Genomic DNA, 23,254 nt, shown 5'->3' on the forward strand with positions numbered 1-23,254 from the left:
CACGAAGGAGCAGGCATAATGGGGCCAAGTGTAGCTGCCGCCCTGTGATGGGCCAACCGTGAAACCATGAGCAAACCCGACCACGGCATGAATGCCATTGGCGTACTGGCATTGGAACTGGCCGGCGGCGACGCCCCGCGCCATGCCGCGCTGTCCTCCGAACAGGCTGGTGAACTGGCCGAGCGCGTCGGCCGCGATCTGGCCAAGCTGGTGCCCGGCGTCAGCGGGCTGGACTTCGTGTTCGCCGGCGCCCATTTCGATCCGGCGGAAATCCTGCGCCCGGGCTGGCCGGTGCACCGGCGCCTGGAAGAACTGCAGATGCGCGCCCCGGGCCGCAACCAGGGCCCGCGCGTGCTGGCCTTTGGTGCCGGCGCCGACGGCGATGTGCCGTTGCCGTTCCAGGCCGATGCCAGCCTGACCGGTGGTGGCCTGCGGGTCGTCCCGTTCCTGCTGACCGGCACCGAAGTCGTCCAGACCCAGGCCGTGGCCGAAGCACTGGAAGAGGTGCTGCTGGCCCAGGGCATGGCGCAGGCCGATACCGCGCTGCAGGCGCAGAACGCCTTCGGCGCGCAGATCGAGCATGCCCGCTATTTCACGGTGAATGATCTCGCCGCGATGATGTCGATGCAGTACGACAACCAGGGCCTGGCGATTCTGTGGCCGCTGATCGAAACCGCGCTGATGGCACCGCACGTGGAAGAGTGGCTGGATGCCGCGCCGGAGCCGCTGCTTCGATACGCTGATGGCGAAGTGCGTATGGCGCTGTTCGATCCCGCCGGCTGGTGTGCGTACTACAACCACGGCACCGGCGACTGCGATCGCCTGCAGGGCATCTACGACCAGTACCTGATCCGCCAGCGGCAGATGGCCGCCGTGCTCGAAGCGCATGGCCTGCCGGTGCTGTTCGTGCATTGCGAGGCCGGACAGGACGCGCGCGAGCTGCTGGCGCGTTGACGGTAGTGCCGGCCGCTGGCCGGCTCCCTCGGGAAAATCGATATCGCTCATTGCAGCCACGCATGGCGTGGCTCTACCAACGTTCAAAAAAAACGCCGGCTTTCGCCGGCGTTTTTCGTCAAACACGGCCCGGATTACGGGGCCGCTTTGATCACCGCACAGGCCAGGCGCGCACCGGCATTGCCGGTCGGCTGGGTCTTGTAGTCATCCGCGTCGGCATGGACGATCAGGCCGCGGCCGATGATGTCAAAGCCATCCCCCTTGCCGATGTTGACGTTGGTCGACACCGGGGCGTCGACCACGGCGTTGCCCTGGGCGTCGGCCTTGATGTTGGGCATGTCGCCGCCGTGATGCGGTTCGCTGGCCACGCTGCCATGGTCTTCCTGGCCCGGGTTGAAGTGGCCGCCAGCGCTGGCGCCGTCCGGCGCGCTGCAGTCGCCCTTCTCATGGATGTGGAAGCCGTGCTCGCTGTTCGGCTTCAGGCCGCTGACCTGGCCTTTCACGTGCACCTTGCCGTCAACGACGCTGAAGGTCACGGTGCCTTTGACGTCATTGCCCTGGGTGGCCGCGAGATCGGCACTGGCGGTGTGGTTGGCATGGGCTTCGCTGGTCATCGCCGGCGGTGCCTCGGGGGTCGCTTCAGCGGTCGGCTGGGCGGCAGTGGCTTCGGCGGCCGGGGTGGCTTCCGGGGTAGTGTCGGCCGGCTTGTTGCAGGCGGTCAGGCCGAGCGCGGCGATGGCAGCGAACAGCGTGGTGTGGATCAGGCGCATGTGGATCTCCTTGCGGGTAGCGTTGGAAGAAACGACGTCGTGGGAGGGCGCGATCAGCGCACGACCCGGATGACGCCGCAGGCAATGCGGGCGCCGGCGTTGCCGGCCGGCTGGCTGCGGTAATCGTCGGCGTTGGCGTGCACGATCAGTGCACGCCCGGCGATATCGGAGGCTGCGCCGCCGCCAAGCGTAACCGCTGGCAGGCGGATGTCGACGTTGACGCGACCCTGCGCATCGGCGCGCAGGTTGTCCATGTCACCGGCGTGATGCGCACCGGCACTGTTGCGGCCGTGCGGCTGACCGGCGGGATTGAAATGCGCGCCAGCGCTGCTCGCGTCGACCGCACTGCAGTCGCCGCGCTCATGCACGTGGAACCCGGCTACCTGCAGCGGCTGCAGGCCACCGATGACCCCGGTGATGTGCACGCCACGGGCGTCCGGCACCAGCGCCAGGCGTCCACTGACCAGACTGGCCGAGGCCGGCGACAGATTGGATTCGGCCATCTGCGCGGTGCTGACCACCGGTACGACGGGGGCGACGGGGCGCGGCGGCGGTGTGGTGCCGCAGGCGGCCAGACCGACCGCGATCACCGCAGCGAGGACGACTTGGGAACTGCGCATGGGAAGACTCCTTGGTTGCAAACTAACCGTGTGCTCGTCCACGGGCCATGAAAGCGGCCCGGACATCGCGCACACGCGGTGTGGACATGCGGTTCATCCGCCGCGACGGCGGCCGGCGCCGAGCTTGCGGGTGAGGGTGTTGCGGCCCATGCCCAGCCGCGCGGCGGCCTCGGCACGGCGGCCATGGGTGATCTGCAGGGCCGCTTCGAGCAGCGCCTGGTCGACCCGGTCGCGCACCTGCGCGTGCAGACCTTCAGCCCCTTCGGCCAGACGCTGGCGCGCCCATGCCGAAAGCAACGTTTCCCACTGCCCCGGATCGCCGGCACTGCGCGAGCGCGGTGCGCCGGCACCGCGGTGCAGTGCGCTGTCCACATCGGCCACGCCGATGCTGTCGGCCGCGGCAAGCGCCGCCATGCGCCAGCACACGTTCTCCAGCTCACGCACGTTGCCGGGCCAATCGTGTTCGCGCAGCGCCTGCAGCGCCGCCGCGGTCAGCCGCTTGGGTGGCGTATCCAGTTTGCGCGCGGCCGCGGCCAGGAAGGTCTCGGCCAGTTGCGCGACATCGTCGCGACGCTCACGCAGCGGTGGCAATCGCAACCGCACCACATCCAGCCGGTGCAGCAGATCGGCGCGGAAGCGCCCCTGCGCGACCAGCGTTTCCAGATCCTGATGGGTCGCGGCGATCACACGCACATCGACCCGGATCAACTCGCGCCCGCCGACGCGGAAGAACTCGCCCTCGGCCAGCACGCGCAGCAGGCGCGTCTGCAGCGGCAACGGCATGTCGCCGATTTCATCGAGGAACAAGGTGCCGCCATTGGCCTGCTCGAAGCGGCCGATATGGCGACGCTGTGCACCGGTGAACGCACCCGCCTCGTGGCCGAACAACTCGCTCTCCAGCAGTTCGGACGGAATCGCCGCGGTATTGAGGGCGACGAACGGCCCCTGCACGCGCGGCGACTCGTGGTGCAGCGCATGCGCGACCAGCTCCTTGCCGGTGCCGGTTTCGCCATTGATCAACACCGACAGCGGCGCCTGCGCCAAGCGGCCGATCGCGCGGAACAACGCGCGCATCGCCGGCGTATCGCCGACCAGCTGCGGACGCTGATCGGGCGGTGTCGTGCTGGCGGTCTCGCTCGGCTCGGCCAAGGTGACATCCGGGGCCGGCAGGACGCGCTGCGCCAGGGCGACCGCATCGTCCAGATCGAATGGCTTGGACAGGAACTCCTGTGCACCGCCGCGGAAGGCACCTGCGGTGCTGGCCACATCGGTATAGGCCGACATCACGATCACCGGCAGCTGCGGATGCGCTGCCTTGAGCTTGTCGAGCAACACCAGCCCATCATCGCCGGGCATGCGGACATCGGTGAACAGCAGATCCGGCGGCGCCTGCTCGGCGAGCATCGCCAGCGCGGCAGCCGCACCGTCGAACCCTTCGACACGGTAGCCAGCCTCGCGCAGCGCGGTGCACAGCACGAAGCGCACCGCGCGGTCATCGTCGACCACCCAGACGCGCTGGGCGGTGGTGTCGACCTGGTCAGCCATGGGCGGCAGTGTCCTCGGCGGGGGTGCCCTGCCCGATCGGCAGCAGCACGGTGAAAACGGTATGGCCCGGGCGCGAGCGGTAGGTCAGGGTGCCGCGATGCTCGCGCGCGACCTGCTGCGCCAACGCCAGGCCCAGCCCGGTGCCTTCGGCGCGGCCGCTGACCAGCGGCAGGAACAGATGCTCGGCCAGGTCTTCGGGCACGCCACGGCCGTCATCGGCGATTTCCAGCCGCAGCGCCAGCGGATGCAGTTGATCGGTGATGCGCACGCCGTGCTCCACGCGCGTGCGCAGCGTCACGGTGCCCGCACCGGCCTGGATCGCATTGCGGACCAGGTTCCACACGGCCTGGGTGAGGCGGTCCGCATCGCCATCGAATTCGGGAATGCTGGGGTCGTAATCGCGCTGGATCCGGACCGCCCAGCCACCCTCGCTCTCGGCCAGGCGCAGGACGCGTTCCAGCGAGGCATGAATGTTGAGCGGTGCATGCGGCGCGGCCGGCGCGGGTGACAGCAGTTGCTCGAGCAGGCCGTTCAGGCGTTCGATCTCCGAGCCGATCAGCTCGATCAGTTCACGCTCGTCCGGATCGCGTTGCGCGTTGCGGCGTGCCAGCAGCTGGGCCGCGCCCTTCAATCCCGCCAGCGGGTTGCGCAGCTCATGCGCCAGGCCCTTGAGCGCGGCACTGAGCGCGCTGGGCAGCGCCTGGGTGGGGTCCAACCCCGGGAATTCATCGACCGGATGCGCCTCCAGCAGCCAGCCGCCCTCGTCCCAGCGGCTGAGCCACCCCTCGGCAAAGCGCGGCGCATCGCCCGGCAGCGCCAGGGCCAGCCGGTGCAGGCGCAGGGTGTCGCGCTCATCGCGGGCCAGGAAGTGGGCCAAGGCGTCGCCCTGGGCCTCCAGCGAAGCCAGCGGCTGGCCCAGCAGGCGGCGCACGCTCACGCCCAGCCAGCGGGCGAAGGCCGGATTGCAGCCCACCACACGGCCGCTGGCGTCGGCCCAGGCGACCGGAGTGCCGAGGGCGTCGAGGGCGGGAGGCGGGAGCGTGGTGGTCATTGCACCAATGTAGTGCAAAACGAAGGTGGGTTGAGCGTAGGAGGACTGTGGACGGAGTAGATCGCCGAGAGATTCAGGTCAAATCAAACGGTGCCGGAGTGCTGCTTCAGTGCGTCTACCAAGTCCGCCTCGAGCCCGGCAACTGTTCCGTAGATCCCATTGGCCAAAAGCACCAACTCGTCTTCGAGACCATCGAACGCATAGTAGACATCCTCCGGAAGCTGCGTCGCACGCGCCACCTGCATGGCAGTCCGGCACGTGTCCAACGCCGAGCGCTGACCGGACTGGAACTGCGCCAGCAAGTCCTCCAGCAGCCAGCGGCCGGCGGCTGGCCAATCGGCATGGGCCGTAACGGCTTGCAGCGCATCCAGAGCTGCATTGCGGTCATACGCGGTGGCGATTTCGATGATCTCGATGGCCGGCGTATCGCGTGCTTCGATCCGGGCGTACGCCCATTCCCGGCTGGCCTCCTCATCCAGCACGCCCAAGACCAGTCCAATCCGGAAGAAAGCGCAGGCCGTTGCGTCGTCTGCGACATCTAGAGAAGTTGTGTGCATGGTCAGTCTGTACCTAGACATGCTCCAGGATATTTACCAGCTGGCCCAACGGATCCCGGACATGGAATCTGCGGACGCCCCATGGTTCGTTGGCTGGGCCATACGCGATGGGCAAGTTCGCCGCCTGGACCCGTCGGAGCGCTTCGTCCACGTTGTCCACCTCGATGGAAAGATCGGGAACCTCGGTACCGGATCCGCCCTCGGCCGCGACACTCACCTGGACGTTCATGTCGGCTGACCCGGCGTACGTGCGGATCCAGCCGTGATCCATGACCAGTTCCAGGCCGAGGATGTCCCGATAGAAACTGTCCGCGGCGGCGGGGTCGGACGCGGCGATGTTGGCGATGATGCGTTTGACTTTCATGAGTCCTCCCGGCAATTGATCGCTAGTGCTAAGCCTCAGCCCAACTGAGAAATACACCAAGCAACTCAGTCAAGTTCCCGGCACCACCGCTCGCCACAAACTGCGACTTCTCAACCGTGCAGATGATCCAGTCAGCATCATCTTCCGAATCCCCGCGGCTGATTGATGCAAAGGGCTTTTGCTCAAGCTCCGTCTCGATGAGATCAATGCAGACGTGCCAGCCGGGGTTATCAAGGGTGTCGATAGTGACCCCGAACGTATGCTCCCAGTCCTCGTTGCACTGCCTTCGATACCAGTGCTGGAGTCGCTGCAGTTCATCCATCGGTGTCACTCGCTCTTGTCAGGCGCCTTCGGCAACGCCACACCCTTCGGCCACAGCATCCAGATCGTACCCTTCTGCTTCATGTGCCCGGCCAGCTCGCCAGCCGCATCGCCAGTGCCCCAGAACAGGTCCGCGCGCACTTCGCCGGTGATGGCACCGCCGGTGTCCTGCGCGGCGACCGGGCGCACCAGGGCGGTGCCGTCCGGGCGCGTGGTGGACAGCCACAGCAGGCTGCCCAGTGGCACGACGTTGCGGTCCACCGCGACGCTGTAGCCGGCGGTGAGCGGCACGTTCAACGAGCCGCGCGGCCCTTCATCGCTGTCCGGGCCGCGGGTGAAGAATACATAGCTGGGGTTGCTGGCCAGCAGCTCGGGCACGCGCGTGGGATGGGCATCGGCCCAGGCGCGGATGGCGGCCATGCTCACGTCGGCCTGTTTCAGCTCGCCCTGCTCCACCAGCCAGCGGCCGATCGGGCGATAGGGATGGCCGTTCTGGTCGGCGTAGGCAATCCGCAGCTGACGACCATCGGCCAGCTGGACGCGGCCCGATCCCTGGATCTGCAGGAACTGCAGGTCCATCGGGCTGGTCAGCCAGGCCAGCACCGGTGCTTTGACGCCGTTCGCGGCGATCCGCGCGGCATCTTCATACGGCTTGAGCACGCGCCCTTCGACACGGCCGCGCAGGCGCTTGCCCTTGAGTTCGGGGTAGAGGCTGTCGAGCTGGACGCTGACCATGTCCTCGGGCACGCCGTACACCGGCACCGCTGCCTTGGCGGTACGCGTGAGGCTGCCGGCATAGATGGGCTCGTAATAGCCGGTGATCAGGCCATCGGCCCGGTTGTTGGCGGCACGCAATGCGTAGACATCCAGATTCGCCTGCAGGAACTGGCGGATGGCGGCCGGCGTGGCGGCAACGTTGGCGGCCGCGGCGCAGGTGGGTGCCCAGTTCGCCTCCGTCTTCAGGCGCGGGCAGGCACTGCGCCAGGCCACGAAGCCAGCTTGCAGGTCGTTGTCTGCGACGGCGGGCAATGCGTTCCAGTTTGCCTTCGCATAGGTGCTGGTTGGCGCTGGCGCTGGTGATGCCGGGCGCTGCGGCGCGACCGCGCACGCGCTCAACAGCGCCAACCCGACGCCCATCAGCGCGGCGTGCTTGAGTGTGGACAGGACGGGCGTGAACTTCATGGGCGGCGTTCCTGTTGCAGCACCAGCGAGTGCAGGATGCGGGCGTCTTCGACATCGAGATCGGCGGGGAGATCATCGCGGCCGCGGAAGCGGCGGTGGAAGGCACCGACAGCGGCAGCGCGATCGTCCATCGGGTAACCAAAGGTCTGCAGGGCCATCCAGGGATCGAAGCCCATCGGTGCCGGGCCATCAGTCGCGCGCGGCCATACGCCGAAACCGGCTTCGGCCAGTTGCTGCCACGGGAAGAAACGGCTGGGATCCTGCTTGCGCGAGGGCGCCAGATCGGCATGCGCGATGATCTGGCTGGGCGGAATGCGCAGGCGCGTGCACAGGTCATCCAGCAGGCGGATCAAGGCCGCGATCTGTGCCGGTGCGAACGGCGTGTCGCCATCGTTGTCGATCTCGATGCCGATCGAGGCCGAGTTGAGATCGGTGATCGTCCCCCAGCGACCGGGACCGGCATGCCAGGCGCGGCGGTCATCGCCAACCAGTTGGTAGAGGTGGCCATCGGCCCCGACCAGATAGTGCGAACTGACCTTGCCGCCGCTGTTGGCGCTGCGCAGCGTGTCCAGGCTCTGCTGCACGGAATGCTGATCGGTGTGGTGCAACACGATCACCACCGGCGCGCGCGCGTTGTGGTTCGGCGACGGCACCCAGGTGGCGAGCGGGCTGCGGACCTCGGTGCTGGCGCAGGCGGCGAGCAGCAGAAGGGCGAGCAGTGCGAGGGAAGTACGGGTCACGTGCATGCCTGCATTGTGCGTGATTGCACGATCAGCTGCCAAAGCACGGTAATGCCCAGCAGGCGCCCACAAAAAACCGGCGACCCGAAGGCCGCCGGCAAAGGTAGAACATCTCTCTCGTTTCTAATGCGGTAGCGCGCGCGGATCAGGCCTCGTAGGCCGACTCGCCGTGCGAGGTGACATCCAGGCCGGTGCGCTCTGCTTCTTCGGTGACGCGCAGGCCGAACACCATGCGCACCACCAGCAGGATCAGCACGGTGGCCACGGCGCACCAGACGATGGTGAAGCCGACGCTGACCAGCTGCACCCAGACCTGGTGGCCGATGTCCAGGTCGGCCTTGGTGCCGCCCAGCGATTCGGCGCTGAACACACCGGTGAGCAGCGCACCGACGATGCCGCCGATGCCGTGCACACCGAAGACGTCGGCGGTGTCATCGACCTTGAGCAGGCGCTTGAGGCCGGTGACGCCCCAGACGCAGACCACGCCGGCGACCAGGCCGATCACGATCGCGCCCAGCGGGCCCACGGTGCCGCAGGCCGGGGTGATGCCGACCAGGCCGGCCACGGCGCCGGAAGCAGCGCCCAGCGCGGACGGCTTGCCCTTGCTGACCGCTTCGACCAGGGTCCAGCCCAGCACCGCGGCGGCGGTGGCGAGGATGGTGTTGATGAAGGCCAGCGAGGCGACGGTGTCGGCGGCGGCGGCCGAGCCGGCGTTGAAGCCGAACCAGCCCACCCACAGCAGCATCGCGCCGATATAGGTGAACGGCACGTTGTGCGGCTTCAGTGCGGTCTGGCCGTAGCCGATGCGCTTGCCGACGAAGTACGCGCCCACCAGGCCGGCCACGCCGGCATTGATGTGGACCACGGTGCCACCGGCGAAGTCGATCGCGCCCATCTCACCGAGATAGCCGCCGCCCCACACGATGTGCGCCATCGGGATGTAGCTCAGGGTGAACCACAGGGCCGAGAACAGCAGCACGGCCTTGAACTTGATGCGCTCGGCGAACGCACCGACGATCAGTGCGGTGGTGATGCCGGCGAAGGTGGACTGGAAGGCGACGAACAGATAGTCCGGCAGGCCGGCGATCGGCGTGTTGCCGACGGTATCCGGCCCGAAGCCCTTGAGGAAGGCGAACTGGGTGAACGAGCCGAAGAACGCGTTGCCTTCGCTGAACACCGCGCTGTAGCCATAGGCCACCCACAGCATCAGCACCAGCGAGAACACCACCAGGATCTGGCTGAGGATGGAGAGCACGTTCTTGGAGCGCACCAGGCCGCCATAGAACAGCGCCAGACCCGGCACCACCATCAACAGCACCAGCAGGGTGGAGGTGAGCATCCAGGCCACGTCGCCGTGGTCGAAGGTGGGTGCAGCGGCGGCTTCGGCGACCGGGGCAGCCGTGGCCTCCGGCGTGGCCGGCAGCGGCTCGACCGCGACCGTTTCCGACGGCACGGGGGTGACCTGGGCCTGGGCATGCGCACTGCTGGAGAAAGCACCAACGGCCAGCGCGCTGAGCAACATCATCAGGCACACGGCATGGAACCGGGCTTGCCACCCGGTGAACAAAGAGGTCTTCATTGTGGGCTCCGAGTGGGGTTAGAGCGCGTCAGCGCCGATTTCGCCGGTGCGGATGCGGACGACCTGTTCGACCGCGGTGACAAAGATCTTGCCGTCGCCGATCTTGCCGGTGCCGGCCGCGGTCTGGATGGCCTCGACGACGGCCTCCAGGCGATCGTCGGTCACGACGGTCTCGATCTTGATCTTCGGCAGGAAATCCACGACGTACTCCGCGCCGCGATACAACTCGGTGTGGCCCTTCTGGCGCCCGAAGCCTTTGACTTCGGTCACGGTGATGCCCGACACGCCAGCGTCGGAGAGGGCCTCGCGGACCTCGTCGAGCTTGAACGGCCGGATGATGGCGGAGATCAATTTCATGCGCATATCCCGATGGTGGATGGAACCGGCCCACGTGGGACCGATGTCAGGTCAACCGGCGGCCACTTGCACATGGCCGCCGGTCGTTGCGCCGAACGTTGCATGGGCCACGCCGTTGCCGACGCCCGAAGGGCGACGCCAGCGGTGACGCGGGAGGGAGGAAGGGCCCATGACACGCGTCCGGTCTCTCTTGCCCCTGGTGGTGAAGCGGACCAACGGTCCGCTCTACCCTTTCATAGCGGACCAACGGTCCGCTCTACCCTTTCGTAGCGGACCAACGGTCCGCTGTACGACGTACCTTGCCGGCTCCCCAGCCGGAAAGGCGGCGACGATGACGAAGGGTGGGAGGGATATCCTTCGTCATCGTCACCTGTTGCTCAGTTCGCGTAGTACATCTGGTACTCGAGCGGATGGGTCGCCGCGCGGAACTTGGTGACTTCCTGCATCTTCAGTGCGATGTAGCCGTCGATGAAGTCGTCGCTCATCACGCCACCGGCCTTGAGGAACTCGCGGTCCTTGTCCAGCGCTTCCAGGGCCTGGTCCAGCGAGGAGCAGACCTGCGGGATCAGCTTCTCTTCTTCCGGCGGCAGGTCGTACAGATCCTTGTCGCTCGGTGCGCCCGGGTCGATCTGGTTCTTGATGCCGTCCAGGCCGGCCATCATCAGCACGGTGAAGGTCAGGTAGCCGGACTGGATCGGATCGGGGAAGCGCATTTCGATGCGGCGCGCCTTCGGGTTGGACACCCACGGAATGCGGCACGAGGCGGAGCGGTTGCGGGCCGAATAGGCCAGCATCACCGGGGCTTCGAAGCCCGGCACCAGGCGCTTGTAGCTGTTGGTGCCGGAGTTGGCGAAGGCGTTGATCGCCTTGGCGTGCTTGAAGATGCCGCCGATGTACCACAGCGCCAGCTGGCTCAGGCCGCCGTAGCCGTCACCGGAAAACAGGTTGGTGCCGCCCTTGGAGAGCGACTGGTGCACGTGCATGCCGCTGCCGTTGTCGCCGACCAGCGGCTTGGGCATGAAGGTGGCGGTCTTGCCGTTGCGGTGGGCGACGTTCTTGATGACGTGCTTCATGCGCAGCAGTTCGTCGGCCTTCTGCACCAGGGTGCTGAACTTGGTGCCGATTTCGCACTGGCCGGCGGTGGCCACTTCGTGATGCTGCACTTCCACTTCGATGCCGACCTGTTCCAGCGTCTTGCACATTTCCGCACGCAGGTCGTGCAGCGAATCGGTCGGCGGGACCGGGAAGTAGCCGCCCTTCACGGCGGGACGGTAGCCGCTGTTGGCGCCGTCGTACTTGTCACCGGTGCTCCAGGCCGCTTCTTCGGAATCGATCTTGAAGAAGGTGTGGCCCATGTCGTTGGCGAAGCGGACCGAGTCGAAGATGAAGAACTCCGGCTCCGGACCGAAGAAGGCCTGCTCGGCGATGCCGGAGGACTTCAGGTAGGCCTCGGCGCGCTTGGCGATGCCGCGCGGGCAGCGGCCGTACGGCTGCATGGTGGCCGGATCGAGGATGTCGCAGCTGATGACCAGGGTCGGGTCGGCGTAGAACGGGTCGATGTAGGCACTGGACGGATCCGGCAGCAGGACCATGTCCGATTCGTTGATGCCCTTCCAGCCGGCGATCGAGCTGCCATCGAACATCTTGCCTTCTTCAAACAGCGACGGCTCCACGATGCTGACCGGGAAGGTGACGTGCTGCTCGATACCACGCATATCGACGAAACGCAGGTCGATGAACTCGATCTGGTTGTCCTTGATCAGCTTCTCAACATTTTCCACGGACATCGGTGAAACCTCAGATGGGTGATTGCGTAGGTAGATACAGCAAACCCCGTGCCAACTTTTCAGCGTTCACAAATCCTTGATTTCACTGGCATGGCGCGCCGCGCGCCGCGTGGGCGGACGCACCAAAGCAGTGCAAACGCTGCACCACGCACACCTTTGGTGCGATGCGCGATGCTCTATGCTTTACGCCCACGGGCCGTCGACAGGCGACGTTGGCCACAGCGTCCCGCTGTCGCCGCTGCCCGATTCCTCCCTTCCGCGAGCTCCAGTACCGCCGATGTCCGACCTGTTCTCCGCCCTCCTTCTGGGCATTCTTGAAGGCCTCACCGAATTCCTGCCGATCTCCAGCACCGGCCACCTGCTGATCGCCCAGCACTGGCTGGGGGCACGCTCGGATTTCTTCAACATCATCATCCAGGCCGGCGCGATCCTGGCGATCACGCTGGTGTTCCGGCAGCGGCTGTGGTCCCTGGCGACCGGCCTGCATGAGCGCGCCAACCGGGATTACGTGCTCAAGCTCGGGACCGCCTTCCTGGTCACCGCCGTGGTTGGCCTGCCGGTCCGCCTGGCCGGCTGGGAGCTGCCGGAGACGGTCACGCCGGTGGCCTGGGCGCTGATCATCGGTGGCCTGTGGATGATCTTGGTGGAGGCCTACACCGCGCGCCTGCCCGAGCGCGATGAGGTGACCTGGAAAGTCGCCATCCTGGTCGGTGTGGCGCAGGTGGTGGCGGGTGTGTTCCCGGGCACCTCGCGTTCGGCGGCGGCGATCTTCATCGCGATGCTGTTCGGCCTGAGTCGCCGCGCGAAAGCCACCGAGTTCGTGTTCCTGGTCGGCATCCCGACCATGTTCGCCGCCAGCGGCTATGCCTTCCTGGAACTGGCCAAGGACGGCAAGCTTGCCAGCGAGAACTGGACCGATGTGGGCGTGGCCTTCCTTGCCGCGGTCGTCACCGGCTTCATCGTAGTGAAGTGGTTGCTGGGCTACATCAAGTCGCACAAGTTCACGGCGTTCGCGGTTTACCGCATCGCACTGGGCGCGGCATTGCTGCTCTGGTTGCCGGCTGGCAACTGAACAGCCCGGCGCCGACGTCACCCCGTTGTGGCTGCGCCGGCGTTTTTCCCCAGGTTCCCAAGGAGATGTACATGAAACGCACCCTGATGCTGATCCTGCCGCTGGCCCTCATGGCCGCCTGCAGCAACCCCTCCACCGCCCCGGCCGGCCGCGATGACCTCGCCCCGGCACCGACCGCCGCCGCCGACCAGGCCGCCGTGGCCCGTCTGGACGTGCAGCGCCTGCAGGGCAGCCATTGGCGCCTGGATTCGGCCACCGACGCCGGCGGCAAGCGCATCGATGCGCTGTTCGCCCGCGCCGACAAGCCGGTCACGCTGGACTTCAGGGATGACCGCATCGCGATCAGCAACACCTGCAACCGCATGGGCGGCGGCTACACGCTGGCCGATGGTTCGCTGACCATCTCGCCGATGGCCTCGACCATGATGGCCTGCACGGACAAGAACCTGATGGCGCTGGACCAGGCCGTCGGCAGCCGCCTGGAAGGCGCGCTCAAGACCGAACTGGGCGATGCCGGCCAGCTGACCCTGCGTACCGCCAACGGGGATGTGCTGGTGTTCACCCCGGAACCGACCGCTGAAACCCGCTACGGCGGCGAAGGCGAAACGGTGTTCCTGGAAGTGGCCGCGCAGACCAAGCCGTGCCCACACCCGATGATCCGCGACAAGCAGTGCCTGCAGACCCGCGAGATCCGCTATGACGCCAACGGCATCAAGCAGGGCGAGCCGGGCGAGTGGCAGAACTTCTACGACGTCATCGAGGGCTACACCCACGAAGACGGCGTGCGCAACGTGGTGCGCGTGAAGCGCTACACGATCGCCAACCCGCCGGCCGATGCCTCGTCCAACGCCTATGTGCTGGACATGGTGGTCGAGTCCGCGAACGAGACGAAGTAAGACGCAGAAGGGCGGCCACCGGCCGCCCTTCTTCATCCCGTAGTGCCGGCCGCTGGCCGGCTCCCAACTGTAGTGCCGGCCGCTGGCCGGCTCCCGACTGTAGTGCCGGCCGCTGGCCGGCTCCCGACTGTAGTGCCGGCCGCTGGCCGGCTCCCGACTGTAGTGCCGGCCGCTGGCCGGCTCCCGACAGCGCAGTACCGACCAACGGTCGGTACCTACCGGATGTGGTGACGACCAACGGTCGGTACCTACCGGATGTGGCGCCGACCAACGGTCGGTACCTACCGGATGTGGCGCCGACCAACGGTCGGTACCTACCGGGGCGCGCCGACCAACGGTCGGCACGTATCACCTCACGCCAGCGCCGGATTCAACGTGTAGGTGCCATGCAGCGAGGCTTCGGCCAGCACGTGCCCGTGCATCGCATGCAGCACATCCGCGGCGGTGAACGGCGTGGGCAGCACCAGCTGGGCCACGTCCAGCGCGAACACACGGAAGAAATAGCGGTGCACGCGCTCATCGTTGAACGGCGGGTACGGGCCGTCGTAGCCCAGGTACTGGCCGGCCATGTCCGGATTGCCGGCGAACCAGCCGGTGAAATCGTTCAGGCCCTGGCGGCAGCCTGCCGGGCCCGCCGGCTGCGTCTTGCCGCCCACGGTGAAGCCATCGCTGCAGCTGCCCGCGGCCAGCGCGCGCACCTCGGCCGGGATATCGGCCATCGCCCAGTGCGCGAAGTGCGCACGCGGCTGATCGCGCGGCACCGTGCAATCCTGGCGGCCGACCGTGTCCGGCACGGTCGGCACATCCGGGTCGATGCACAGCAGCGCGAACGACCGGGTGCCGGCCGGCACATCGTGCCAGGCCAGCTGCGGGTTGCGGTTGGGCGCGAAGCCCTCGGCATCGCCGGCCGCGAAGGTGGCGGCGATCGGTTGGCCGTTGGTGATGCTGTCACTGCTCAGATGCATACCGGTCTCCTCATTCTTCCGGGTAGCCCAGGCGCACGGCGACCGAGGTCAGCAGCGCGAAGGCCGGGCCCATTTCATCGCGGTAATCGCGCCAGTGGCCCGGTGCCATGCGGGCCGGGCCAAGCGTGGGTGCGGGCGGGAAACGCATGCCGAACTGGGCGCCGAGGTACTCGGCCATCGCCTGCGGATCGTTGCCGATGTCGTCGATCTTCAACAGCGCGTGCGGGTACAGGCTCTGTTCGTGCAGGGTGGCGACCTGGGCCAGCGAACGCGCCAGCCATTCGGCCGCTTCGTGCACCGAGGTCACCGCGAGCGGCGCCGGGGCGCTGAAGGCGATCCACTCCAGCAGCATGTCGCGCGGATCGCGCAGCACGATCACCAGGCGTGCTTCCGGCAGCTGCGGGCGCAGCGCCCACAGCAGTGCGTTGTCCCACCACAGCAGCCAGTCGATCACCGCGCCTTCGGCGATGCCCCGGGCCGGCAACTGGCTGCGCCATTGCTCCACCAGCGCCTCGGGCGTGAGCTTGCCGGTCGAGAGCTCCTGCAGCGTGTGATAGCGCTGGAAGGGATCGTTGGGCGGCGTCGGCCCGAAGCGGTCACCGCGCATCACCGGGCTGGCGGCCGCCATCGCGGCGACCACCCGCTCCACCCCGGAGCCCGGCGCACCCCAGATGAACAGCGGGGCGATGGCATTGTCCTCAGCCACCGGCGCCAGCTCCGGCCAGCTCAGCGGGGCTTTGGCCTGCGGCGGCAGCGGCAGGCGCTGGGGTGCCTCGGCCGCATGCAGGTCCACCCACGTCCGCAGCGCATCGTGGTATTGGCCGGCACGGTCCTGGACGGACCCCAGCCACGCGCGCAGCCCGGCCTTCGCTTCTTCAGGTGCGTTGTCATGCAGCGCCTGCACGCGCGCAATGGCGGCGGCCGGCTCGCGCGTGAGCAGGCCGTCGACCAGGCGCACTTCAGCAGACACCCGGCCCGGCTCCAGCGCGACGATGCGCTCGGCCACGGCCTCGGCCTGGTCGGCTTCGTTGTTCATGTCGTGCAGGCGCAGACGCGTTTCCAGTGCCGGCAGGTGCTCAGGCATGGCCTGCAGCCAGCGTTCGCCCACGGCCACCGCTTCCGGGCCACCCACGGGTTCCACGGTAAGGCGCGCCATCCACAGGTCATGCACCCCGGGATGATCGGCCAGGGTCGCATCCAGCGTTTCCCGGGCCTGCTGTTCACGCCCCAGGCGCTGCCAGGCCATCAGCAGCATCTGCAGCGTGTGGCGATCGGACGGCCACTGCGCCAGCACCGGCAACAGGTGCTCAAGCGCCAGCAACGGCTGACCGGCCTGCAGTTCGAGCTCCCCGGCCAGACGGCGCATGGCCGGGGTGTCGCCACCGGGCGCCGCCAGCACCTGGCGCATCATGTCCGACGCGCTTTCCAGGTTGCCTTGGCGCAGCGCAAGCTGGACCACCAGCCCCTGCAGGGCGGTGGTCGCCGGATTCAGGGCAAGCACACGGCGGAAGGCCTGTTCGGCGAAGGCCAACATGTCTTTGCCGAGGTAGGCGAAGCCGAGCGCATACAACACACGGGCGTCATCGGGCAGCGCCTGGCTGGCTGCCGAGAGCTGGGCCAGCGCGCGATCCACCTCGCCACGGCGCAGCGCGACCATGCCCGACAGCGCGGCCAGTTCCGGATGCTCGGCGTCCACGCGCAGCGCCAGGCGGGTCAGTCGATCGGCTTCATCCACGTCGTTGCGGGCCAGCGCCAGATGCGCCTGCATCACGTACGCGGACAGTTCGTTGGGATTGAGTTCGGCCGTGCGGTCCAGCGCCGAGCCGGCCGCATCGAACTGGCGCAGGGCCAGCAGCAGGCCCGCCTGCTGCAGATGCAGGTCGGCGTTGTCCGGCGCCAGCGTCAGCGCCTGCTGCAGGCTGGCCAGTGCGTCATCGAACTGGCCCTGCTGCTGCAGCGACAGCGACAGCCAGCGGTGCGCCTGCGGCTGCTCCGGCTCGGCCGTGGTCCATTCGCGCGCCAGCTGTACCGCGTCGTCGGCCGCATTGCGGCGCAGGGCTTGGAGAATCTGGTCTTGCATGACGGTCCGAACTCGAGGGCAAACCCCGATTGTAGCGGGGCCGGCCGGCCAGAACGCCCGATCAGGCGGGGGTATTGGCCTCGATCCGCAGCCGCTGGGCTACCCAGCGCTCGGAGAAGCCATCGCCGCGCCAGTTTTCCAGGAAGCCGCAATGGCCGCCCCACGGGGCAATCTCCAGGTGGGCATGGGCCGGCAGACGCCAGCCGTTGAAGGTGGCGAACGGGATCACCGGATCGTCCTGGGCCATCAGGATGTCGGCCGGCACCTGCAGCCCGGCCAGGCGATCACCCGCGATGGAGTAGCCATCGAAGTAGGCCTGCAGCGAACCGAACTCGGTGTGGTGCTCGACCAGCCAGGCCGTCAGCGCGCGGATGTCCAGCTTGAGCACGCGGTCGTCCCAGTCGCTCAGCTCGGGAAACAGATCGCGCTTGCGGCGCAGCGAGCCAGCCCATTTACGCCGGAAGTACCAGTCATACATTGCCGGGCCGTTCTCGATGCTCTCCATCGTGATCGCCGGGTCCAGCACCGGGCAGACCGAGGCCACGCGGCGCAGCGGCACGCCGGCCGAGGGCGCACGCAGGGCCAGGCGGAGCACGAAGTTGCCACCCAGCGAATAACCGGCCGCGACCAGGGGCAGCTCGGGCCAGCGTCGGGCGATGTCGCCGGCGGCCTGCACCACTTCATCGATGCGGTTGGAGTGGAAGATGCCGGGGTTGAGGTGGTGGGTGTTGCCGTGGTCGCGGAAGTTCAGCCGCACCACGTCGTAGCCCTCCTCCAGCAGCCGCGCGGCAGTCATGCGCATGTAGCTGGATTCGGCACTGCCTTCCCAGCCATGCAGCAGCAACGCCATGCCGATCGGCTGGCGCCCCTGGATATAGCTGTGCCACCCCTGCAGGCGGACGCCTTCGCCGCCATCGAGAATGAGTTCGTCGGTATGTGCGCCGGTGGCCGCCAGCAGCACCAGGCCGCGCTGCATGCGCATCCGGCTGGAACTGAGCATCGACTGCAGGTGCGGATTGCGCAGCCAACGCGGGGGGTGATAGTCGGCAGCGGTCAACATGGGCGCGAGCCTGCTCCCGGCCGCGACGCTGGCGTGTGAAGGATCACCACCGCCTACTCGGCGGACATGGCCGCCAGGATGCGCGCACGCGAGGTTTCTGCGATGCGGCGACGGCCTTCCAGATCGTGGGTATCAATGGGCGCGAGGAAGTGCACCTCGGCCCGCCGTGCCGGCTCTCCCAGCACACGCAGGAAGTTGGCGAAGAAGCTCTCTTTCGGGCCGAACGCGACAATTGTCTGCGCATCACCGCGCCAGCCATACCGCAACGCGACCGGCTGGATCGGGACCTGGGTCTCGACGGCGGCCTGGAAGATGCGCGCATGGAACGGGCCGACTTCATGGCCACCGCGGGTGCGCCCTTCGGGGAACACGCCGACCGCCTTGCCTTCGCGCAGGCGCACGACCATTTCCTGCATCACGCCGCCCAACGATTCGGTGCTGCCACGCTGGTGGAAAATGGTCTGCCCGCGCGCGGCCAGCCAACCGACCACCGGCCAGCCGGCGATCTCCTGCTTGGCCACGAAGCCCATCATCCGCTGGCTGTGCAGCATCGAGATATCGACCCAGCTGACATGGTTGGCCACGAACAGCACCGCGCCCGGCAGCGGCGTGCCGATCCGGTGCAGGCGGAAGCCGAAGATCCACATCAGGCCGGCCGACCAGGCGTTCACCGCCGCATGTTCGAACGTGCGCTCGCCCACACGCATACGCCCCCACGGCGGCAGCATGGCGATCAGCAGCATCGGCAGGAACAGCAACAGGTGGACCAGCAGCAGCGGTACGCGGTACAGGTAACGGCACACACGCGCCACGCCGCCACGTGAGGCCGGAGTGGGGGAATTCATCCGCGAACGATACCCGAGCGCCGCAGGCTCTGCCAGCGGAATCCGGACAAATCGATGGCGTGCGCAAGCCAGCCGCCGCAAGCCGTCAAGCCAACGGCCACCGGCGGCACAACGGCCGTGCCCACATGCGCCGGCGCACTGTCGCGGGCCACGCAACACAGCATCCGTGCCATGCGCGCGATCAGCCCGGGCGCACGGCGGGCACCACCGCCAGGGTCAACCGCGAGGTACAGACCAGCTTGCCGGCCTCGTCCTCGATGCGGATGTCCCACACCTGGGTGCTGCGCCCGACATGCACCGCACGCGCGGTGCCGGTCACCGTGCCGGCGCGCACGGCGCGGATGTGGTTGGCATTGATCTCCAGCCCGACGCAGACCTGCGCGGTGGTATCCACGCACAGGTTGCCGGCGCTGCTGCCGAGGGTTTCGGCCAGCACGACCGACGCCCCGCCGTGGAGGATGCCGTACGGCTGGCGGGTGCGTTCATCGACCGGCATGGTCGCGCTGATCCAGTCCTCGCCGGCGGCGGTGAACGCGATGCCCAGGTGCTCGATGAGCGTGTTGCGGCTGAGCGCGTTGAGCGCTTCGATGGACACCGCGTCGCGGAATACCTGGGACATGCAGCTTCTCCGTGGGGTTGCAGACTTACAGGATCGGGACCAGCCCGGCGCCGAAGGCGGTGAGCATGCGCACCAGCAGCCACTTCGGCCCGACATTCACTTCGGGAAAGTCACCGACGGCGACATAGCACGTGTGGAAGGCCGGGTCCTGCCGCTTGAGCGGATCCGGGCACGCGGGCCCGGGCTGGAATTCGTAATCGGTGGCGTAGCGCCACGGCCAGAAATCGAGCACCGGCAGCGCCTCGGAGGCCTTGCCGACGCTGTAGTTCAGGCCGGACAGCACCGGCGGCTTGGCACGCGGCGCGACCACCCAGGAGTTCTGCGGGTGGATGTCGCGCAGGATGCTCTGCGCCAGCGCCTCGGCGAACACCGGGTCATCGATGATCACCGCGCCTTCGGTGTTGTAGTTCTCGCTGCGCGGATCGAAGTTGTGCGTGCCGATCACGCCGATGCGGCGGTCAACCACCATCGACTTGGCATGCAGGCCCATGCGCGCGCCCTTGCGGGTGACCGGCAGCGGCTTGTTGACCGCCTTGGTGCCCAGGAACGAGGGCCGGGTTTCGGCACGCAGCACGCGGCGCTCGACTTCGCTGCCATCGGTACTGCGGCGGCGACCGCTGGCGCTGTTTCGATCGGCGCTCCCTCGGCGGGGGCCGCTGCTGGCACGGTTGTCGGCGCTGCCGCGCGCATTGCTGCCGGCCGCGCTGCCGCCGAGCAGGCTGCTGCGCTTGCCCTGCGACGGCGGCTCCTCGGTTCCCAGCGGTGCGGGCAGCAGATTGCGGTAATCCACCGGCGCATCCAGCGGGAACGGCTTGAACTCGTAGATGTTGAAGCCAAGCTCGCGCAGGTTGCGGCGTTTGTACTTGTAGGACAGCGCGTAGACGATCGGGTTGTCGGTGGCGGCCAGGCTGTTGGTCGAGACCACCACGCGCGGCGCCTGCTCGCGCTTGCGCAGGGTGCGGAACAGCTGCTGCGCCGGCTTGGACAGGACCAGATACGGCGTCTGCAGCAACACCTCGGACTGCGCGCTGGCAATCAGCGCATCCAGCTGCGGTTCGGTCACGTGCTGGCCGTTGGCCGGCTGGCTGGCGCGTTCGCGGCGATGTTTGCGTGGCAGGTCCGCGACGTACTGCACCGAGGCTACCGGCAGAGCGGTGTCGACGAAGGTACGCCGCACGAAGTCCGGATCGTTGGCTTCTTCGCTGACCCGCTCGACCCGCTCCGGGCGCCGGAAGTCGGCCGGCGGCATGGCCGGTACGCCCTGGCGGAGCAGGGTTCGCCCCACATCGTTGAGGCGCTCGGCCGGCACGCTGCGCGGCGCGCGCCAGAAGGCATCGAAGTTGGCGGCCATCTCACGCACTTCCGGGCCGGCCACGATCACGTCGCGGTCGCGGAAATTGTATTCACTGTCCCAGTCGTAATAGTCGTCCTGGTAATTGCGCCCACCGACCACGCCCAACGCATCGTCGACCACCAGCAGCTTGTTGTGCATGCGCTGGTTGAAGCGGCGGAAGCAGCAGACCACGCTGGCGGCGTAGTCGAAGTAGTTCAGGCGTGCCTTGCCGAAGGTCGGGTTGTAGACCCGCAGCGAAAAATTGGCATGGCTACCGGACAGGGCGCCGAGAATCTCCAAGTCGGAGATCGCCGAGAGCTGGTCGATCAGCACGCGCACCTTGACCCCGCGGCGGGCGGCCGCCTGCAGTTCGTCCAGCACCAGCCGGGCGCTGTCGTCCTTGTCGAAGATGTAGGTCTGCAGGTCGATGCTGCGGGTGGCGCTGCGGATCAGGTTCAACCGTGCGACCAGCGAGATCTCGCCTTCGTCCAGGATGGTGGCGTAATGCCGCGGCTGCCCCGGGTGGGATTCGGCAAAGGCGCGGCCACCGAGCGCGCGCAGCGGTGAATCCAGCGCGCAGCGGTCCGGCTGGTCGCAGTCGACCACGGTCGAGCGCGCCTGCACGGCGATGCCGGCCGCGCGCTCGCGTTCGGCGTTGGACAGCGAGGCACAGCCGCTGCCCAGCAACAGCGTTGCCAGCACCAACAGACGCAGCAATGGATTCACGGTTTCGGCGCCTCGCTCAGACGCGCACGCAATACAAAGGTCACTCGATCACTCAGGGCAAGCTGCCAGCTGTCCATTCCATACCGGCCACGTTGGACGGTACCGCGGCTGACCACATCGCAATCATACCCGGCCCGGGCACAGGCCGGCGGCTCGACCCGCAGGGTCTCCGGGTGGCTGACCCCGCGCAGGATCAGCCGGCCCTGGATGCTGCCGCCCTTGTCCACCACCTCGGGCCAGTAGGGCAGCGAGTCGAACTCGACCACCGGGTAGCGGGCCGAGTCGAAGAACTCCTCGCCGCGCATCCAGCCGGTGTACCGGGGCTTGCCGGGGATTTCCACATAACGGGTGAACATCCGCAGGTGCACCTGGTGGCGACCGTCGGAGAGCACCTCGATGTTGCCTTCAAAGCGCGGGAACACGCCCTCGATGCGCTGTCCCAGCCGCGTCCGGATCTCAAACCCGAAGCGCGAACTGGCCGTATCGAAGGCCAGGGCATGGCTGGTCGGAGCCGGTACCGACGACGGCGGGGCGGCATGCACCGCCCCTGCCATCAACAGCAGCCCGGACCACGCCGCGCGGACTGCCCACACTGCTTACGGCCACCAGAAGGCGGTCAGGCTGGCCACGCCAGGCTCGATGGCGGCCTCACGGTCGAAGGCCAGTACCGCGATCCCACCCGGCGGCATGCCCCGGTAGTCGCTGCTGGTGCCCTCGCTCATCAGGGCCACCAGTTGTTCCAGGCCGGGGTTATGGCCCACCACCAGCAGGCGGTCCACATCGCGGCGTGCATCGATCAACCCCATCAGGGTGCCGGGGGTGGCCTCATAGACAGCATCCTCCAGCCGCTTCTCGACGAAGCCGGTGATGCCCAGGACGGCTTCCAGGGTTTCGCGGGTCCGCCGCGACGGCGAGCAGAGCACGCAGTCCGGCAGCAGATTGTTTTCCTTGAGCCAGCGGCCGGCGGCCTCGGCTTCGGCCAGACCGACCGGCGACAGCGGGCGGTCCAGATCGGCCTGGCCGGTGCTGGCGGTTTCAGCATGGGCGTGACGCAGCAGTATCAGTTCTCGCATGGGATCTCTCGTGTCAGGCTTTCTTCAGCCACTTCAACAGCGGCTCCCAGTCATTCTGGTGCTCGCGCACCTGGGCCGAGCGGTAGTCGAACAGACTCCGTCCGAGCCCGACCATCACCACATAGCTTTGGCTGTCGCGCAACTGCGCGACGACCTCATACGGCCAATCGGCCAACATCTGTATCGCCTGTTGCGAGGTCTGCGTCCAGGGTTTGGTGCGGTTGAGCACCAGCCCGACCGGCAACCGGCGGTTATGTACGCGGGGAACCTTGGACAGGCTATTGAGGAAGCCGACGATGGCTTCGATGTCCAGCGCGGAGGGCAGCACGGGGACCACCACCGCATCGGCAACGTCAAGGAAATGCGGAATATCGTCGGCCATCGCACCGGCCGGGGCATCGATGATGACCTCGTCGGTGCCCTCGGGAACCAGTCGTTCCCAGCTCTTTTTGCGGTACACGTCGATCGGCAGCACGGCGCTTTCCAGGACCGAGCGGCGTTGCGCCCAGCGGGTGCTGGAGCCCTGTGGATCGGCATCGGCCAGGACGGTACGTTTGCCTTCCAATGCCGAATGCGCCGCCAGGTGGGTGGCGACGGTGGTCTTGCCCACCCCGCCCTTGGAACCGGCCACCAGGATCGTCTTCATGCAAGCCTCGCTTCCGGGGAACGTTCCCGCAGCCTACACCGGCGCCTGTGACGGAGATAGTCGCAGCGCTGAACCAGAACCGACGGCCACGGCTTTGCTATCGTGGGTGGTT

Annotated in this window: 24 protein-coding genes; 3 read left to right on the plus strand and 21 right to left on the minus strand. The window is 67.5% G+C overall.

Annotated features, from left to right (window positions below; all coding sequences use genetic code 11):
* Positions 1-66 precede the first annotated feature (66 nt).
* Positions 67-954 (plus strand): hypothetical protein, encoded by an 888-nt coding sequence (locus ABE571_RS08955; RefSeq protein ID WP_070472014.1) that lies wholly within the window; start codon positions 67-69, stop codon positions 952-954.
* Between the two features lie 134 nt (positions 955-1,088).
* Here the strand turns inward: ABE571_RS08955 and ABE571_RS08960 are convergent, their stop codons facing one another.
* The 12 genes from ABE571_RS08960 to glnA form a co-directional block, all read right to left on the minus strand.
* Positions 1,089-1,724, minus strand: a complete 636-nt coding sequence (locus ABE571_RS08960) for a superoxide dismutase family protein (RefSeq protein ID WP_102788809.1) — start codon at positions 1,722-1,724, stop codon at positions 1,089-1,091.
* A 53-nt stretch (positions 1,725-1,777) separates the two neighbouring features.
* A complete protein-coding gene (locus ABE571_RS08965) occupies positions 1,778-2,344 on the minus strand; it encodes a superoxide dismutase family protein (protein WP_346493577.1) in 567 nt (188 codons plus the stop codon).
* A 93-nt stretch (positions 2,345-2,437) separates the two neighbouring features.
* Positions 2,438-3,889: a nitrogen regulation protein NR(I) gene (gene ntrC, locus ABE571_RS08970; RefSeq protein WP_346465363.1), complete on the minus strand. Its 1,452-nt coding sequence runs from the start codon at positions 3,887-3,889 to the stop codon at positions 2,438-2,440.
* Entirely contained in the window at positions 3,882-4,940 is a 1,059-nt protein-coding gene (locus ABE571_RS08975) for an ATP-binding protein (protein ID WP_313211225.1), read from the minus strand. The genes ntrC and ABE571_RS08975 overlap by 8 nt, the downstream gene beginning before the upstream one ends.
* A gap of 83 nt (positions 4,941-5,023) precedes the next feature.
* Positions 5,024-5,428, minus strand: a complete 405-nt coding sequence (locus ABE571_RS08980) for a hypothetical protein (protein ID WP_346482596.1) — start codon at positions 5,426-5,428, stop codon at positions 5,024-5,026.
* Between the two features lie 82 nt (positions 5,429-5,510).
* The gene (locus ABE571_RS08985; protein WP_346493578.1) at positions 5,511-5,861 is read right to left on the minus strand and encodes a VOC family protein; all 351 of its coding nucleotides are present in this window, start codon (positions 5,859-5,861) and stop codon (positions 5,511-5,513) included.
* Positions 5,862-5,889: 28 nt separating this feature from the next.
* Positions 5,890-6,183, minus strand: coding sequence for an immunity 53 family protein (locus ABE571_RS08990; protein WP_284128552.1), 294 nt, complete (start codon positions 6,181-6,183; stop codon positions 5,890-5,892).
* Between the two features lie 5 nt (positions 6,184-6,188).
* A complete protein-coding gene (locus ABE571_RS08995; protein ID WP_346493579.1) occupies positions 6,189-7,364 on the minus strand; it encodes an MltA domain-containing protein in 1,176 nt (391 codons plus the stop codon).
* Positions 7,361-8,110 (minus strand): N-acetylmuramoyl-L-alanine amidase, encoded by a 750-nt coding sequence (locus ABE571_RS09000; protein WP_346493580.1) that lies wholly within the window; start codon positions 8,108-8,110, stop codon positions 7,361-7,363. The genes ABE571_RS08995 and ABE571_RS09000 overlap by 4 nt, the downstream gene beginning before the upstream one ends.
* Before the next feature lie 139 nt (positions 8,111-8,249).
* Entirely contained in the window at positions 8,250-9,683 is a 1,434-nt protein-coding gene (amt, locus tag ABE571_RS09005; RefSeq protein WP_346493581.1) for an ammonium transporter, read from the minus strand.
* Positions 9,684-9,701: 18 nt separating this feature from the next.
* Complete coding sequence (locus tag ABE571_RS09010) at positions 9,702-10,040, minus strand: P-II family nitrogen regulator (RefSeq protein WP_019184907.1); 339 nt, start codon at positions 10,038-10,040, stop codon at positions 9,702-9,704.
* Between the two features lie 377 nt (positions 10,041-10,417).
* A complete protein-coding gene (gene glnA, locus ABE571_RS09015) occupies positions 10,418-11,827 on the minus strand; it encodes a type I glutamate--ammonia ligase (protein ID WP_121044004.1) in 1,410 nt (469 codons plus the stop codon).
* A 277-nt stretch (positions 11,828-12,104) separates the two neighbouring features.
* Here glnA and ABE571_RS09020 point away from each other — a divergent pair, with 277 nt between their 5' ends.
* Complete coding sequence (locus ABE571_RS09020; RefSeq protein WP_313211218.1) at positions 12,105-12,899, plus strand: undecaprenyl-diphosphate phosphatase; 795 nt, start codon at positions 12,105-12,107, stop codon at positions 12,897-12,899.
* 71 nt (positions 12,900-12,970) lie between these two features.
* Complete coding sequence (locus ABE571_RS09025) at positions 12,971-13,795, plus strand: META and DUF4377 domain-containing protein (RefSeq protein ID WP_346493582.1); 825 nt, start codon at positions 12,971-12,973, stop codon at positions 13,793-13,795.
* Positions 13,796-14,148: 353 nt separating this feature from the next.
* Here the strand turns inward: ABE571_RS09025 and ABE571_RS09030 are convergent, their stop codons facing one another.
* The 9 genes from ABE571_RS09030 to ABE571_RS09070 form a co-directional block, all read right to left on the minus strand.
* A complete protein-coding gene (locus ABE571_RS09030; RefSeq protein WP_346493583.1) occupies positions 14,149-14,760 on the minus strand; it encodes a YbhB/YbcL family Raf kinase inhibitor-like protein in 612 nt (203 codons plus the stop codon).
* Positions 14,761-14,770: 10 nt separating this feature from the next.
* Positions 14,771-16,840 carry a tetratricopeptide repeat protein gene (locus ABE571_RS09035; protein WP_346481130.1) on the minus strand — a complete coding sequence of 690 codons (2,070 nt, stop codon included), beginning with the start codon at positions 16,838-16,840 and terminating at the stop codon, positions 14,771-14,773.
* Between the two features lie 61 nt (positions 16,841-16,901).
* Positions 16,902-17,897 carry an alpha/beta fold hydrolase gene (locus ABE571_RS09040; protein ID WP_313211229.1) on the minus strand — a complete coding sequence of 332 codons (996 nt, stop codon included), beginning with the start codon at positions 17,895-17,897 and terminating at the stop codon, positions 16,902-16,904.
* 56 nt (positions 17,898-17,953) lie between these two features.
* Complete coding sequence (locus ABE571_RS09045; RefSeq protein WP_313211214.1) at positions 17,954-18,745, minus strand: lysophospholipid acyltransferase family protein; 792 nt, start codon at positions 18,743-18,745, stop codon at positions 17,954-17,956.
* Positions 18,746-18,926: 181 nt separating this feature from the next.
* Entirely contained in the window at positions 18,927-19,364 is a 438-nt protein-coding gene (locus ABE571_RS09050; protein WP_313211213.1) for a hotdog fold thioesterase, read from the minus strand.
* Positions 19,365-19,389: 25 nt separating this feature from the next.
* Positions 19,390-21,423: a phospholipase D family protein gene (locus ABE571_RS09055; protein ID WP_313211212.1), complete on the minus strand. Its 2,034-nt coding sequence runs from the start codon at positions 21,421-21,423 to the stop codon at positions 19,390-19,392.
* Positions 21,420-21,977 (minus strand): YceI family protein, encoded by a 558-nt coding sequence (locus ABE571_RS09060; RefSeq protein WP_259462215.1) that lies wholly within the window; start codon positions 21,975-21,977, stop codon positions 21,420-21,422. Before ABE571_RS09060 ends, ABE571_RS09055 begins: the two co-directional genes overlap by 4 nt.
* 42 nt (positions 21,978-22,019) lie before the next feature.
* Complete coding sequence (locus ABE571_RS09065; protein WP_121043976.1) at positions 22,020-22,496, minus strand: histidine phosphatase family protein; 477 nt, start codon at positions 22,494-22,496, stop codon at positions 22,020-22,022.
* Positions 22,497-22,509: 13 nt separating this feature from the next.
* Positions 22,510-23,142 carry a ParA family protein gene (locus ABE571_RS09070; protein WP_313211211.1) on the minus strand — a complete coding sequence of 211 codons (633 nt, stop codon included), beginning with the start codon at positions 23,140-23,142 and terminating at the stop codon, positions 22,510-22,512.
* Between the last annotated feature and the right edge of the window lie 112 nt (positions 23,143-23,254).

Origin of the sequence: Stenotrophomonas sp. TWI273 (assembly GCF_039674765.1) — a bacterium.
GTDB lineage: Bacteria > Pseudomonadota > Gammaproteobacteria > Xanthomonadales > Xanthomonadaceae > Stenotrophomonas.